The organism is Pseudomonas endophytica (assembly GCF_001411475.1).
GTDB lineage: Bacteria > Pseudomonadota > Gammaproteobacteria > Pseudomonadales > Pseudomonadaceae > Aquipseudomonas > Aquipseudomonas endophytica.
The window spans coordinates 1-14,322 of sequence record NZ_LLWH01000191.1; the positions used below are offsets into that span (position 1 = coordinate 1).

16 protein-coding genes, 1 tRNA gene and 3 pseudogenes are annotated in these 14,322 nt (G+C 53.2%); 11 read left to right on the plus strand and 9 right to left on the minus strand.

What is annotated here, in order from left to right:
• Both AQS70_RS16940 and AQS70_RS16945 read right to left on the minus strand, forming a co-directional pair.
• Nucleotides 1-1,023, minus strand: a 1,023-nt coding sequence (locus AQS70_RS16940) for a proton-conducting transporter transmembrane domain-containing protein (protein ID WP_277620598.1), incomplete at its 3' end; no start/stop codon positions are given.
• A 234-nt stretch (nt 1,024-1,257) separates the two neighbouring features.
• Entirely contained in the window at nt 1,258-2,265 is a 1,008-nt protein-coding gene (locus AQS70_RS16945; protein WP_082428138.1) for a DMT family transporter, read from the minus strand.
• Between the two features lie 15 nt (nt 2,266-2,280).
• On the opposite strand from AQS70_RS16945, the gene AQS70_RS16950 reads away from it, so the two are divergent.
• Nucleotides 2,281-2,874 (plus strand): helix-turn-helix domain-containing protein, encoded by a 594-nt coding sequence (locus AQS70_RS16950; protein WP_187331824.1) that lies wholly within the window; start codon nt 2,281-2,283, stop codon nt 2,872-2,874.
• Between the two features lie 163 nt (nt 2,875-3,037).
• Here the strand turns inward: AQS70_RS16950 and AQS70_RS16955 are convergent, their stop codons facing one another.
• Entirely contained in the window at nt 3,038-3,469 is a 432-nt protein-coding gene (locus tag AQS70_RS16955) for a hypothetical protein (protein ID WP_055103918.1), read from the minus strand.
• Between the two features lie 475 nt (nt 3,470-3,944).
• Between AQS70_RS16955 and AQS70_RS16960 the strand changes: the two genes are divergently transcribed.
• Together AQS70_RS16960 and AQS70_RS24340 are read left to right on the plus strand one after the other, a co-directional pair.
• Nucleotides 3,945-4,018: transfer RNA gene (locus AQS70_RS16960), tRNA-Cys, on the plus strand.
• Nucleotides 4,019-4,316: 298 nt separating this feature from the next.
• Nucleotides 4,317-4,526: a hypothetical protein gene (locus AQS70_RS24340; protein WP_420912357.1), complete on the plus strand. Its 210-nt coding sequence runs from the start codon at nt 4,317-4,319 to the stop codon at nt 4,524-4,526.
• A 54-nt stretch (nt 4,527-4,580) separates the two neighbouring features.
• Here the strand turns inward: AQS70_RS24340 and AQS70_RS16965 are convergent, their stop codons facing one another.
• Entirely contained in the window at nt 4,581-5,006 is a 426-nt protein-coding gene (locus tag AQS70_RS16965; RefSeq protein WP_055103919.1) for a hypothetical protein, read from the minus strand.
• A gap of 317 nt (nt 5,007-5,323) precedes the next feature.
• On the opposite strand from AQS70_RS16965, the gene AQS70_RS16970 reads away from it, so the two are divergent.
• The 6 genes and pseudogenes from AQS70_RS16970 to AQS70_RS16995 all read left to right on the plus strand — a co-directional run bounded on the left by AQS70_RS16970 (nt 5,324) and on the right by AQS70_RS16995 (nt 9,527).
• Nucleotides 5,324-5,542, plus strand: a complete 219-nt coding sequence (locus AQS70_RS16970; protein ID WP_055103920.1) for a hypothetical protein — start codon at nt 5,324-5,326, stop codon at nt 5,540-5,542.
• Between the two features lie 5 nt (nt 5,543-5,547).
• Entirely contained in the window at nt 5,548-5,874 is a 327-nt protein-coding gene (locus AQS70_RS16975) for a GPW/gp25 family protein (protein WP_055103921.1), read from the plus strand.
• On the plus strand, nt 5,871-6,758 hold the full coding sequence (locus AQS70_RS16980) for a baseplate assembly protein (protein ID WP_055103922.1): 888 nt from the start codon (nt 5,871-5,873) through the stop codon (nt 6,756-6,758). The genes AQS70_RS16975 and AQS70_RS16980 overlap by 4 nt, the downstream gene beginning before the upstream one ends.
• A pseudogene (locus AQS70_RS23655) lies at nt 6,755-7,351 on the plus strand (phage tail protein I); the annotation flags it as partial. The gene AQS70_RS16980 and the pseudogene AQS70_RS23655, both read left to right, overlap by 4 nt.
• 1,149 nt (nt 7,352-8,500) lie before the next feature.
• Nucleotides 8,501-9,337, plus strand: coding sequence for a phage tail protein (locus AQS70_RS16990; RefSeq protein ID WP_055103923.1), 837 nt, complete (start codon nt 8,501-8,503; stop codon nt 9,335-9,337).
• Nucleotides 9,321-9,527, plus strand: a complete 207-nt coding sequence (locus AQS70_RS16995; RefSeq protein ID WP_055103924.1) for a tail protein X — start codon at nt 9,321-9,323, stop codon at nt 9,525-9,527. Before AQS70_RS16990 ends, AQS70_RS16995 begins: the two co-directional genes overlap by 17 nt.
• Here the strand turns inward: AQS70_RS16995 and AQS70_RS17000 are convergent.
• Together AQS70_RS17000 and AQS70_RS24120 are read right to left on the minus strand one after the other, a co-directional pair.
• A complete protein-coding gene (locus AQS70_RS17000; protein WP_055103925.1) occupies nt 9,524-9,925 on the minus strand; it encodes a type II toxin-antitoxin system MqsA family antitoxin in 402 nt (133 codons plus the stop codon). The genes AQS70_RS16995 and AQS70_RS17000 overlap by 4 nt on opposite strands.
• A gap of 2 nt (nt 9,926-9,927) precedes the next feature.
• Nucleotides 9,928-10,218 (minus strand): annotated as a pseudogene (locus AQS70_RS24120) (type II toxin-antitoxin system MqsR family toxin); the annotation flags it as partial.
• Between the two features lie 134 nt (nt 10,219-10,352).
• On the opposite strand from AQS70_RS24120, the pseudogene AQS70_RS17010 reads away from it, so the two are divergent.
• Nucleotides 10,353-10,784 (plus strand): annotated as a pseudogene (locus AQS70_RS17010) (phage late control D family protein); the annotation flags it as partial.
• A gap of 449 nt (nt 10,785-11,233) precedes the next feature.
• Here AQS70_RS17010 and adhP read toward each other — a convergent pair.
• Nucleotides 11,234-12,244: an alcohol dehydrogenase AdhP gene (adhP, locus tag AQS70_RS17015; RefSeq protein WP_055103926.1), complete on the minus strand. Its 1,011-nt coding sequence runs from the start codon at nt 12,242-12,244 to the stop codon at nt 11,234-11,236.
• Nucleotides 12,245-12,539: 295 nt separating this feature from the next.
• Nucleotides 12,540-13,037, minus strand: a complete 498-nt coding sequence (locus AQS70_RS17020; RefSeq protein ID WP_055103927.1) for a hypothetical protein — start codon at nt 13,035-13,037, stop codon at nt 12,540-12,542.
• Nucleotides 13,038-13,321: 284 nt separating this feature from the next.
• On the opposite strand from AQS70_RS17020, the gene AQS70_RS17025 reads away from it, so the two are divergent.
• Nucleotides 13,322-13,636 (plus strand): hypothetical protein, encoded by a 315-nt coding sequence (locus tag AQS70_RS17025; protein ID WP_055103928.1) that lies wholly within the window; start codon nt 13,322-13,324, stop codon nt 13,634-13,636.
• Between the two features lie 245 nt (nt 13,637-13,881).
• Here the strand turns inward: AQS70_RS17025 and AQS70_RS17030 are convergent, their stop codons facing one another.
• Entirely contained in the window at nt 13,882-14,256 is a 375-nt protein-coding gene (locus AQS70_RS17030; protein ID WP_055103929.1) for a MerR family transcriptional regulator, read from the minus strand.
• Nucleotides 14,257-14,322: the final 66 nt, after the last annotated feature.

Sequence of the window (14,322 nt, forward strand, 5' to 3'; positions counted from 1 at the left end):
CATAAACAGCGACGCTTTGAACGTGGCATGGTTAAGGATATGGAACACTGCCGCCACCGCCGCCAGCGGGCTGTTAAGGCCCAACAGCAGGGTGATCAGGCCCAAGTGGCTGATGGTCGAGTACGCCAGCAAGCCTTTGAGATCGTTTTGAAACATCGCGCAGTAAGCGCCGAGAACCAATGTGCAGGCCCCGGCGCCGCTGACAATCCAGAACCACTCTTCAGTCCCGGACAGAGGTGACCACAAGCGTGCCAACAAGAACACGCCGGCCTTGACCATCGTCGCCGAGTGCAGATAAGCCGACACTGGGGTGGGCGCTGCCATCGCGTGGGGCAGCCAGAAATGAAACGGGAACTGTGCACTTTTACTGAGGGCGCCGATCAGGATCAGCGGTAACAAAATAGGGTACAAATGGCTAGCGCGGATTTGGTCGCCTGCGGCCAGCACGACATCCAGATCGTAGCTGCCGACGACATGGCCGAGCAGTACGACCCCCGCCAGCAGGCACAAACCACCGGTGCCAGTGACCATGAGCGCCATATAAGCGCCGCGGCGGGCATCAGAGCGGTGGTGCCAATAGCCGATCAGCAGGAACGAGAAGAGACTGGTCAACTCCCAAAAAAATACGATTTGGATCAGATTCCCAGAAATCACCAGCCCGAGCATCGCGCCCATAAAAGCCAGGAAAAAAGAGAAGAAACGCGGCACTGGGTCTTCGGGCGACATGTAATAGCGGGCGTACAGAGACACCAGAGCGCCAATGCCCAGAACCAGAATTGAAAACAGCCAGGCAAACCCGTCCATGCGCAGGACAAAATTGAGGCCGAGACTCGGCAGCCACATGAACTCTTCACGAATCACGCCACCGTGGGCGATTTGTGGATAGAGCAGGGCTACTTGGACTACGCCGATCAAAGCGATCAAACCGGCCAATAGTGATTCACTGTTACGTGCGTTGTGCGGCAAAACAGCCGCCAGACAGCTGCCAATAAATGGCAGAAGCAGTAGAACTATCAGGGACATAGGCTTCTAATCTGCAGGAGTTTGTGAGCGATCATACGTGCCGACTTGAGGATCACCAACAGCGGATCGGTAGATGAATCCTACAAAATGTGTGCAAATCTTTAATAACAAGTCGTGTGTCTTCCTTATATACGCGCTTCCTTAAAGCGTGCGCCGCGCGCGAGGTAGCGAGCGGGCAGTGCGCTGATCGTTAGCAATGATGAGGTTTAACCGGGTGAACGAGGTGTCACAGCATTACTCACAGGCTTGCTTGCCTTGCTGATCATCCGTCTCCTTAGGTGTCTTACCCTTAGGTTTTAACTCACTTACGATCACTGCTGCAACAATCAATCCAGCTCCGATCAATGCTAGACCGGGTAAACGCTCACCCGCCAAGCGCCCAATAATCCCGGCCCACACCGGTTCCCCGGCATAAATAAGGGTGGCACGGGTTGGTGAAACACTTTTTTGCGCCCAGTTCATGGCCACCTGAATGGCAGCACTTGCAGCGCCTAAACCCACGGCACTGACCAACAAAAGCCAAGAGAAATCGGGAATCGCTTCGCCGGTTGGCGCAACCAACATAAAGGACAGGATAGACGCCGTGCTGAGCTGGACTACCGTTACCCGGCGCACATCAACCTTGCCGGCATAGGCGCTGATTAGAATTATTTCTGCGGCGATGGCGATTGCGCTGATCAGGGTCACGATCTCTCCCTGACTAAAACTCAACGATGCCCCCGCGGGGCCGGACAACAGCATCAAGCCGGCAAACGCTATCACGATACCAATGCTGGGCATCAGGCCAGGTCTGCGACCTAGCACCATCCACTGCAGCAGTGGCACGAACGGTACGTAAAGTGCGGTGATAAATGCTGATTGACTACTGGGAATGGTTTGCAGGCCCACGGTCTGCAAACCATAACCGAGCATGATTGAGGTGCCAATAAAAAAACCGGCTTTCAGTTCAAGACGCGTCATCGCGCGCAAACTTTTATATGAAAACAGCGCAACGATAATCGCCGCGGCGGCAAAGCGCAGGCCGACAAAAAACATGGGGCCGCTGGACGTAAGCGCATGCTGGACCAACAAAAAGGTGCCCCCCCAGATCATTGTGATCAGGATCAACACACATTCCGCTTTGCTGAAACGGGAAGCAAAAGCTGCGAACTTGAAAGAGTTCAACTTAGACATAACCTTGCACGCTATAAGAGGAGAGACGCACAATGCGTCAAAGCTGAGCAGTATACTGCGCAGCTCCATAGAGTGAGCAATATAGTGCGCAATGAAAATTCCCAAGTCGATCCTTTACAGCGAGGCGCCGTGCAGCGTGCTTCGGTCTTGCAGCATGTCAGTCAGAACGTTCGGCGTCTGAGACTGCTTGCCCAGCTCAGCCAAAGTGTCTTGTCGGACTTGTCGGGAGTCAGTCGCCGGATGCTTGTCGCAATTGAGGCAGGCGAGAAAAATGTCAGCTTGAGTACCCTTGATCGGGTTGCAGAAGCACTGAATGTTGCGTTCAGTGATTTGATCCAAGCGCCTGATGCCGTCGATCAGAGTCGTATCAACGAACTGGCATGGGCCGGAACCAACACACGAAGCAAAGCCGTCTTGCTGGCCAAGGCCGTGGCCTGTAAAGAAGTAGAGCTGTGGGAGTGGACCTTGGAGCCTGGCGATCAATATCACTCGCAAGCTGATGCTGATGGTTGGAGCGAGCAGCTATATGTATTTGAAGGGTGTTTAACGTTAGTGATAGACGAGCAGTCATTCACTTTCAGAGCGGGGGAGTTTTACATGTACGCCAGCAATAAGCCCCATGCTTACTGCAATGAGGGTGACAAGGTTGTTCGATTTATCCGCAACGTCGTCATTTAAGGGTAGGTGGCGGGACTTATGTCCCGCCGAGCCAGACTGCTGGTAACCGTTCGCTCGCTGTACAGGCCGACCATTAGGTCAATCGGCTTAAACAGGGTATGTGCTGAGTGGGGAATCAGCCCGAGCGCGTCGGTCTAACAGCAGGCCTGACGCAACACACGACTTAACGGATGTTTTTGATGGTGCCTTTGTTGCCAGTTACCGTCACGTTCACCTTTTTGAAGATGAAATAATCTTCAACCGATACGGCGTAACGTGGAGCAACGATCAAGTCAGCTCCCGAACTTTTGACTGCTTTGTAAGCGGCAGCGGCTTTGGTGGCCGATACCGGATCAGGCAGGCTGAAAGCAGGGGCTGGGCCGCCATACGACACGCCATCTGCGAACTCACTGTCACCGCTGATTTTCAGCACGCCGAACAGGATGTCGGAAGACGATTGGCCGGTGATTTCGCCGCCAACATCAATATTTGCTTTCAAGTCGGCAGTGACAGTGCCTGCGATTGGAGCGTTTGGCTGGCTCACGTTGTGGCTCATGCAACCGCTGGTGGCCAAAACTACTGCAGCAAGAGCAGCAGGCATCCATATTTTTTTCATCGTATAGCTCCAAGAGATATGTCAGTCCGTTCGTTAACGGCGGCGAGACTGTACGTGAGCACTCCTAGGATTAAAGTCAGCCCGATCCCTCTCTGGCGAAGGTTTAAAACCTATTGAAGGTAGGAAATTGGAAACTCTCTTACTTTTAGCTAGGCGGCCTGTAGGCGATGACGAGCAGTCAAGGGGGCGTGCAAGAAGATACCTGCCCTGCAGAGTAAGTACGTGCTACCTCTGTAGGATCGAGCTTGCTCGCGATCTTTTAATCTTTTCCAAAAGCGGCCCTGCCTCCCACCCAGCCACCTATAAGCTAAAAATTATTAGAATTCAGGGGGTTGCCAGCTAAACTCTTCTAGTACATAATGCGCGCCATCAGCTCGGGGCAACTACCTGAATAGCTGAAGAATCAAAGAGTTGTAACGATCAAGTAGCCAATTTACTTGCTTTTGATGTTTCTAGCAGAAGTGTCAAGCGCAATGGCCGAATAGCAAAATGGTTATGCAGCGGATTGCAAATCCGCCCACGCCGGTTCGATTCCGGCTTCGGCCTCCACATTAAAAGCCCCGTAGATTAACGTCTACGGGGCTTTTTTGTGGCTGGGATTTTGGGGTCGCTTCCGCAATTTTTTGGATCGCTTCCTTAAGCATCCTTGGTTCAGAGGGTAATTGGGACGCCTTGCATGGTGGCAAGTTGCCTGCGACTAAGCATGACTCTAGGTATTAGGCCTCAGCTTGCTAGGCTCAACAGAGGAGCTGCAGGGCCGTAGAAAAGAGAATCATATGATCGCGGTGTATCAAAAATGTGCATTTTTGTCTCCTTACCGATCACGCAATAATTAAGTTGAGATAGTCTGTTCAAGACGTATCCCGGCGGCACCGTCACAATCAGCGTCGGTGGCAGCTCGGCGGTGGTGACCGGGAGTGGCGTGACGGTCACGGCCGGTGACATTGGCTTGATCGGCGCAGTCACCATCGACGGCCCGCTGACGGTGACCGGTGACATCACCGGCATCGGTAAAATCACCGATACCGGTGGTAATACATCCAACCATAAACACTAGGGTTATAGATGCTCACGGAATCCGACGTTAAGCGCAGGTCTAATGATGAATTGACTAAGAGGCCACATCATCAAATTCAATGAATCCATTTAGAATATTGTAGCCTTGGTCCTTTAATCCCGAAAAAGTGATTGTGAATTTATCGTTGCGGTTGAATGAGATGGAGCCAGAGTGATCGGGCGTAAAAATTTCTGGGGTCATAACGTGCCCTAATACGATGCCTTTTACGCCATCAGCGAACTCTTGTGCGGTTATGATTTGATATTGGCCGTCAGCATATGTATGCGGGATATTTACAACTATCCAGAAAACCTTTTCTTTGTACGTCGCGACTACTTGAATCCATTTTTCTGTGTGGTTGACCCTTACATTATTTCCCGTGAAGAAATCATAAGGTTTGCCTGGGCGATTCCAGTCAAATCTAGCAATCGCGTTTTCAACTTTTTCTCCGTTGGCGGTAAGAAAAATATTATTTTCCATGGCTGCATCCTCAATAATATGAATTATGGAACCCTAGTGTGTATTTTTTTTAAAAGGTTCGCACCTGTAAGAATTGACAGTTGCTTATTCTATTTCTCTATTAGTGGAGGTTCTGATAACGCCGGAATACATTAGGTTGTTGTAGGGGGGCGGTGTCAAGATCGTTTATCTATAACAGTATCTGTTATTGGGTTGCTCCTTGTGTATTCGATTTGATGCGGTGAGAAAATATTCGTATGCGGTCTTTGGTGATGAGCTAATGAAGTAGCTGATTAACTATGAACTTTTAAACGGGAATAAATCTATGAGAAAAACACTTGGCGAGCAAGTTGCCGATCCGGTTACTCAGGTTCTGCAAAAAAGTCCCTTTCATTAACTCGGTACGTGTATTTCGCGACAACGTTTTTACCTCGCGTACCCTGATTTTACCGAGCGGTGCCTGCTTGGCTGTCGCCAAAGGTCAAGCCTGTGCTTTCGATGATGAACAGTACCAATACCTCGACGCCCACACAGACTTTGAACCCCTGACGGAGTAACCCCGATGATCGGAATGGATCGCCACACCGGTGCGGCCCTTTCCGGCGTCGACCATTTGCGCCAGTCCATCATCGACATTCTGACCACCCCGCTGTGCAGTCGGCGCATGCGTCCGGCCTATGGCTGCCAAGTCCGGCGCTTTGTCGACATGCCAGTCACGGCAGGCTGGAAAAGCTCGGTGCAGGCCGAAGTCGCCCACGCTCTCAACCTGTGGGAACCGCGTTTTAAGTTGCACGCCGTGCGGGTCACCGAGGTGCTCAACGGAGTGATCAGCTTTGAGCTAAAGGGCGAGTACCTGGGCAATCGCGTTGCACTGGAGGTAAGGGCATGAGCACCGTGGACCTGTCGGCACTGCCGCCCCCGGAAGTGCTGGAGTCACTGGATTTTGAAGACGCCTATCAAGAGGAGTTGAGCGTGTTTCGTGCCTACATGGGCGATAACTGGAACGCGACACTTGAGAGCGATCCGGTGGTCAAACTGCTGGAACTGGGGGCATACCGCCGCCTGCAAACCCGGGCGCGGATCAATGACGGGGCCAAGGCCTTGTTGCTCGCCTACGCGCAACGCACCGACCTTGATCAATTGGCCGCCAACGTCAGGCTCAAGCGTTTAGTGGTTCAAGAAGCCAACGCCCTCAGCGTGCCGCCGGTACCGAGGGTCATGGAATTGGACGATGCCTTGCGTGAGCGCATTCAACTGGTCTATGAGGGCCTGACCACCGCCGGGCCGCGCAACAGTTACATATTGCATGCGCGCAATGCCTCGGTATTGGTGGCCGATGCTCAGGCCGAAAGCCCAAGCCCGGCCCACGTGGTGGTCACGGTGTTACACCTGGAGGGTAATGGCGTTGCGGATCAAGCCTTGCTGGACAAGGTGCACAACCACCTCAGCGATGAAGACATTCGCCCGGTCGGTGACCGGCTCACCGTTCAAAGCGCCGAGGTTCAGGAATACCGGATTGATGCCGTTCTGCACATGGCGGGCACCGGCTCGGAGAACGAGGCTATCTTGGCCGAAGCTACCCGCCGTCTGGCCGCGTGGATCAACCCGCGTCGACGTTTGGGTGTCGAAGTACCTCGCTCTGAGGTTGATGCGCAGCTGCACATCACTGGTGTGAGCCGCGTTGACTTGCCGGGTTGGCAAGACATCCCCCGTGCTAAGCACCAAGCGGCGTTTTGCACGGGTTACAGCGTGATCCAAGGCGGTACAGGATGAGCCTGTTACCCCTGAACAGCACGCAACTGGAACGCGCCATTGAAGCCGCGATGGACGACGTGCCGGTCATCCCGATTCGTACCTTGTACAACGCCCAAACATGCCCGGCGCATTTGCTGCACCAACTGGCTTGGGCCTGGTCGGTAGATCGATGGGATAACCGCTGGAGCGAGCAGGTCAAGCGTGCAGCGATTGAATCGACGTTCTACATCCACTCCCACAAAGGCACTATCGGGGCATTGCGCCGCGTGGTCGAACCACTGGGCTATTTACTGGAAGTGATCGAGTGGTGGCAGACCTTACCGCTGGGCGTGCCCGGGACTTTTGCGCTCAAGGTGGGCGTGCTGGAAACCGGCATAACCGAAGAAATGTCCCGCGAACTGGTTGCCCTGATCGATGACGCCAAACCCTTGAGCCGATTGCTGACCGAACTGGTCATCAGCCTCGAAAGCACCGGCGTCATCAACATTTATAGCTGTGTGTATGAGGGCGAAGTGATCGACGTGTATCCACCGGCCCCCCGTGTCATTGAGGTGACCGGCCAGTTCGGCCCGATGGGCCGTGAACATCAAATCGAAACCCTGGACGTGTACTCATGCGCCATTGGGGTGGTCGCTGCTGCTTTCAGCGCCTTTAAAATGGGCAAGGGCTTGGTCAACATCGTCCGTGGCGTGATAGGTGCCCGCGATAAGAACGACGTGCAGAAAGTCTTCGTCACCAATGCCGATGGCAGCGATGACAGCCGACCGGACAGCAAAAGCTCCAAACTCTTGAACATTGCAGAAATCGGCCTGAAAGCGTTGGGCGGCAAAAAAGAGGAAGAAAGCGAAGGCGAGGGCGACAAAAAGGCAGGCTTCGACCCTATCGAAACCGGCCTCAAAGTGCTCGACGTCTTGCGCGAAGCCAAAGGTGATGACGAAGACACAGGCCCGCAAAAAGTCTTCGTGGTCAACGCTGGCGACATGGGCGGTGGAGCGGGGCGTGGCAACCGTCACAATCGCGGCAGCAACCGCAACAGCCGACGTCGGGCTAGTGGTGGTCGCCCACCACGGCCGCCAGTGCCTGCGCCCGGGGGTGCTGCACGGGCGATGAACCTAGTGGGCAAAGCGGGCAAGGTCATCCCCGGCGCCGCCCTGTTTGAAGGCGGCTTACGCATCCTCGATACCTACCAGAGTGCCGAAACCCAAGACGCCAAAGCCGAAGGCTACGGCGCAGCGGCGGGCAACATGGCTGGTGCACTGGCAGGCGCGGCAGCGGGGGCGGCTATCGGCTCTGTGGTACCGGTGCTGGGCACTGCCATTGGCGGCGTAGTCGGCGGCATCCTCGGCAGCATGGGCGGCGAAACCTTGGGCGCCATGCTGGGCAAATCATGGTTTGGCAGCGACACAGAAAAACCTGCTGCTGTACTCAATGCTGCGCCCTACAACCCAAGCTTAATCCAAGGCTTGCCCGGGGCCGTCAACATGGGGGCCGTGGTGCGTTCGCTCACCAGCGGCCCGGCGACCGGCCCGCAGGCCATGCCTGCCCAAAGTAGAACCTGTACTCAACGTCGAGCCGCCGAAAATCCAGCAGAAAATCGACAGCTCGGCGCCATTGCAAATCACCGTCAAAGGCGACGTCAAAGACCCTGCCGCACTGGCCCGCGAACTACAACCGCACCTGCAGCGAACATGGAGCAGTTCGGCCAGCAACTGTCGAACCGCAACCTGTATGACGAACCGCACGTGGGATAAGGAACCAATATGAGCTACCTGGAACAACTGCAGGCAGGCCTTAAATACCTAACGGCTGCCGGTGTCACCGGGCGGCGCAGCCTCGATGGCATGTTCGGGCCGCTCAATGGCGTGATCAGCGAAATCACCGGCGCTGCCTCCGAACTGGGTGACTTGCCCTTTATCAACCCGCAAACCGCCGACAAGATCCAGCGGCTCATGCGTGGCATCAACGCCGCCCAATCTAAAGTCGGCTCCGTAGTCGCCACCTATAACAAAGGCGTACGTGCAGCTTCACAAATCGAAGAGCGGCTCGGCACCCTTAAAGAACAAGCGGGCAAAGCTGCGACAGCCATCAACAGAATTGCAGGCAAGGCCAACCCTGCGCTGGGCAACATCATCCCCACTGGTGCTTTTGGAATCGACCTAACTCCTGCTATGGAAGCAGTCAAACCTTACCCCCATCTGCTAATTCTCCAGCCCCTTAATACAGGAGCTAAGCCGTACTACTTCAACCTAGATACCGCCGCCTTTGACGAACTCGTGCGCTCAACCGAGTTTCGCTGGGCGTCCCAAGAGCACCTCACCCGCCGACCGGCCCAACAAGCCATTGGCATGGGCAACGAACGCATCACCCTCAAAGGCGCGATCTACCCCGGGTTTAAAGGTGGCCTCAAACAACTCAATACCCTTCGCAGCATCGGCGCCCAACTCCAGCCGCTGGGCCTGACTACTGGCTATGGCGACGTACTGGGTAACTGGTGTTTGAAAAGCATAGAAGAAGAGCAAAGCGCCTTCCTGCAAGGCGGAATCCCTCGAAAACAGGGCTTTACCTTGGAGTTTGCACGCTATGGCGACGACCTGTAGAACCGCAAGCGGCGACGTGCTCGACACCCTCTGCCAAAACTACTACGGCCACCTCAACGGCACGGTCGAAGCCGTGCTTGATGCCAACCAAGGGCTGGCAGATGAGGTGCAACCCTATCGGGCCGGAGTGGTGATTCACTTGCCGGATGTGGTGGGGGCGAGTGAGGAGGGGGTGATGTTGTGGGGTTAGCCTAAACGCACTTCATTCAGCAACTCGGGGTGGTGGTCGAGTAGTTTTAGCAACTTGACCAGTGCCAGAGGCGGTTTGGTTTTCCCGTTTTCATAACGGGAAAACGCGTTCACCCCGCCGCCGAAAATCTCGGCCGCTTCACGCTGGTCCAGGTCCAGCTTTTTACGCACAGTAGTGATAAAGCCTGGATCAACAATCGAAGCGTTTACTTGTTTGTTGAAAGCCAGCATCGCAGCACTGACGCGGGTTGACTCGCTGGCATCTAGTACGGTTTCGCCACAGGCCGGGCAAAAATCACCTGTCACTGCTGGGATTACGGTGGATTCATTTTTGTAGGTGTAAGGCACGTCGCGGGTGTCATGCAGCAGCTCGGCCGAGACGCAAGATGGACATTTCATGTTCATAGCTCCTTGAAGGACACGATGAGCACATCATCAATGACCGTGAGTTTGAGGTAGACCTCGCCCGCTTGAGTTTTACGCCGGTACACGTCCTGCCAGACCTTGTGGTCAGCGTGCGTGGTCATGCTTTTGTAAAAGTCAGCGGGGGCTAAGGCCATGACCACGCTGACGATTGCGTCAAAGTCGAAGCCCAAGGCCGCGCCACCTGTCAGTGCTGACAGAGTGGATCGCACCTTGCCCGCTTCAATCAGGGCTTTAACGGTGTGTAGTTTGCAGTGCGGGGTCTTTTTTCCATGCGTCGAAAAATAACCTACTAGGTTTAATTTGGCAAGTAGGTTAACGCCCTCAGCATAGTCCGCTTTATAACCTAATGATGTTTCTTTACGGCCTCGCAGTGCGGGGCTTTTTGCCGTCTGGAGCATTTATGACCCCCACCTTTCGCATCGTCGCAGACGGTGCAGACATCACCTCACTGATTAATGACCGCTTACTGCTACTGCGCACCACGGACAAACCCGGCGTGGAGTCCGACGACTTCGAACTGCGTGTCGATGATCGAGACTGTGTAGTGTCGTTACCAAGTCGCGGAGCCAGCATCGAAATATTCCTCGGCTACACCGGTTCAGCGCTAACCCGGTTAGGCCGTTACACCGTCGATGAAGTCGAGTTGTCAGGCCCACCTGACACGTTGGTGATCCGAGGCAAAGCCAGCGACATGCGCGGCAGCGGCAAAACCACACGCAGTGGCAGTTCGGAAGGTGTCAGCCTGGGCAGCATCGTCAACGACGTTGTTGTGCGAAATGGTTGGTTGCCCATCTGCCCGGTGACGACCGAAGTGCCCCGGGTTGATCAATTGACTCCCTGTCGTCCAGACGCCGCGCTGTCGCGCAGCAAACGGGCTAAGTCGGTAGTCTCTGACGTGGCACAAAGGCTGCGATCAACGGCAGACAGTCGTAACACCATCGCGCACGATATTTGGGTGCATCTCTGTTTTTGTAGGCGGTGGCGCAGCCTGCGATCTTTTGATCTTCTAGCGCAACATTAAAAGATCGCAGCCTGCGCCAGCTCCTACACGGATATTTGTCTGCCAACACACCCTGTGTAAATACGAACACAGTGATGTCTTTTGAAATCAATAACTGACTTCATGTTTGATAAGAGTCGAACTTTATCGCTGAGAAGAAGCACCGTTTACTTGAATAGACACGATCTTACCCCTGCTCACACCTCCCGGATTAGGTGGCTAGCCACGAAATCCAGGGGCGTTTTTGAAATAAGAAGTAAGACGAGATCTATGGTGTAATTTTATCTATTGAAATCAATGACCATGCGGCCGGTGAATTTTCCCTGCTCCATTTCATCAAAAATAGTATTAATATCTTCGAGTGGACGCATTTGTACTTTAGGTACGACTTTTCCTTCTGCTCCGAAACGGAAGGCCTCTTTTAAGTCTTCACGAGTGCCCACCAGAGAGCCGACCACCTCAATACCGTCTAAGACTAGGCGCGGAATACTCAGGTCCATCGTATCAACCGGAAGGCCTACCGCCACAACACGTCCCGCAGCGCGGACACTGGCCACCGCGGAATTAAATGCTGATTTTGCGACTGCTGTCACTATCGCGGCATGGGCGCCACCGAGCTCTTTCTGGATTATTTCATCGACATTATCTGTCTTGGGATTAAGGGTGAGCTCTGCCCCCATCTCTTTTGCCAGCGCCAATTGCTTGTCATTAACATCAATGGCAATGACGTTGGCATTGAAAACATTTTTAGCATATTGCAGTGCTAAATTACCCAGCCCACCTAGGCCGTAAATCGCCAGCCATTGCCCTGGTTTTATGCCTGAAACTTTAATGGCCTTATAAGTGGTAACGCCAGCGCACGTAATGCTACTGGCGGCGGCTGAATCCAGACCGTCGGGTACTTTAACCGCATAATCAGCATTGACAATACACTCTTCAGCCATGCCGCCATCTGCGGTATAACCTGCATTCTTGACATGTCGACAAAATGTTTCTTTACCGCTGTTGCAATATTCGCAGTTTCCACAGCCGCGAAAAAACCAAGCAACACTCGCTCGATCGCCAACTTTAAGTGATGTTACACCTGGCGATATTTCAGTCACGACACCGATACCTTCGTGCCCAAGTATTATCCCGGACACATCACCGAAATCTGCATTTTTTACATGTAGGTCTGTGTGGCATACACCGCAGCATTCCATTTTTAGTAGCGCTTCTCCATATTCTAAAGGGCGTAATTGCTTTTCTTCTATAACCACAGTTTTGTTTTTTGCAACAACAGCTGCTTTCATAGTCGATTTCCTCTTATGAAATATCTGAAGGTTAGTGCTGGATGACATAACTAAAAATGAGCTGTTTTATTCTAGCTGCGTTTTTCAAGGTCGTAGTTGTTTCGATCAATTTACTTTTTGCTGCGATTGCTCCCTATCCGGCTTGTTCATTCGCTTTCTGAATCTGGGCGATTGGCCATGCCTACCGTGCCCACTAGTCGTACACAGCGCCGATGGCCAAAAGGACTTACTGCGACAGGCGGCCCCAGCTAAGTTAGCGAGCTTGACTCGCAGGCTAGATGCAAAGGCTCCCCCGTTACTCGGATTGCATTCGCCTGTCCCAGCCCAAGGTATCAGCACAGGGTGCCAACCATTGGCGGATGTTCGGGTTACGCACAAGCGCCTCGGGTTCCAGCAAGCGCGTATTAACATCAGCGTGACGCACAAAGCGCACATCCAAGCATTGTTCCAGTTGGGCGACCAGTAAGGGGAAGTCCATGAGCCTGTACAAATGTGGCCACTTGATCAGCTTGCGGTAGCGAAGCTGCTGGGACTCAACGCGCAAGTCGTCATTGGGGCGCCACTGAACGTTAAACAGCTTGTCATGCCGTGACAGGTCGACACACCAGTTTCCATTGGCGGGCACGCACAGATTGAGCTTCAGGCTCTCAGGCCGCAATTGGTTGCGCTTGTAAAACCAGTATTCGATCGGCTCATTAGTCAGGTCGATGGCGCAGACGCTATAGGACACCTCGTCGACACCGAGTGTGGCGAACCATTCTGTGACTTCTGGGTAGGTGGGATGATCGAACATGCTTGGCCTCTTGCTGAGAAAGCGTTTGGTGGCCGGCTAGTTTAATAGCTTGTTGCGACAGGGTCATCTGCTCAAACAGCGGTTTCCCTTTGATGTTTGTAGGTCATAAATGGTTTAAACATAGCTGACTCTATAACGAGTGCAGGAGTAAGTTATTAATGAGTATTTCTGAAAAATAATCTTACCAATAGCTGTTCAACGCATATTGCTTAAGTAACCCATAGGGCGCATTTTGACTGGGCGGTACTTAAATTAACTCATAACTCTCAAATGGATTATTGATTGTGAATATCGACACTAAAAACTGGAAAGCTCAAATAAACCGTATGCCTGGTGATCATTTTTTTCGGGTAGACGGTTGTGTGACTGTTCGCCATTCTGCGATCTTGGTGAGTTTAGAGCGTAGCCCTATTCAGGACAAATCCTTTGACCTGCGGCTTGACCTTAAAGTAACAGTCCCAGCTGATATCGGTCTGAACGTATTAGTGGACAAACCGGTTACTTACCGAGTGGCAGGTGATGCAAATGTTACCGGTGTGAGTATCTTTTACGAAGGTAAGCTGTTGCATCACATTGATGACGTGCTAATTACGCATTAAATATCAAATCGATAACTCTGCTTGGAAAGGTCATGCCAAGCGGAGTTTTCGTTTGTTTGGACATTACCTTAGTGATGTAACACGCCTGATTTAACCCTTATACCTGCAGGCTCTGTTTTGACTTAGCTATGGGCTAAGTCCGCCGTGCAATGATCGGCAGTCGTCGAGTAGAGGGCGCATCAGGCCAATCGCTTTGATCGGTGGCAGCTCTTTTGGTAATGCTGCTTGCGGTCATCACAGGGTGTTCAGGTTCGAGGCGAGTCGGCCTCATCCAACAACGGGCAGACCTGCGCCGCGCGCTCTGCCAAGAGCCCGCGCAGAGCGTTCATTTGCTGTATACGCGCATCAATCACAGCGATTTTTTCTGCAAAGAGCTGAGCCAATAAGTCTTTAGAGAGAGCCTCGTTGTCCCACAGTAATGGCAAGTTTTCGCCAATCTCTGCCAACGAAAACCCAAGCTGTTGCGCCAACTTTATGTAGCCCACCAGTTGCAGCGTTTGCTCGGTATAGAGCCGATAACCATTGGCAGTGCGCAGCGGTTGTATCAGTTGTTTCTCTTCATAAAATCGCAGTGCGTCTACGGACACGCCCGCCCGTGCGGCAACCTCACCAATTCTCATGACTTTGCATACTCGTATTGACTCTGGACCTAACACCAGGCTTTAGCCTGCGGGCCCAAACAATGA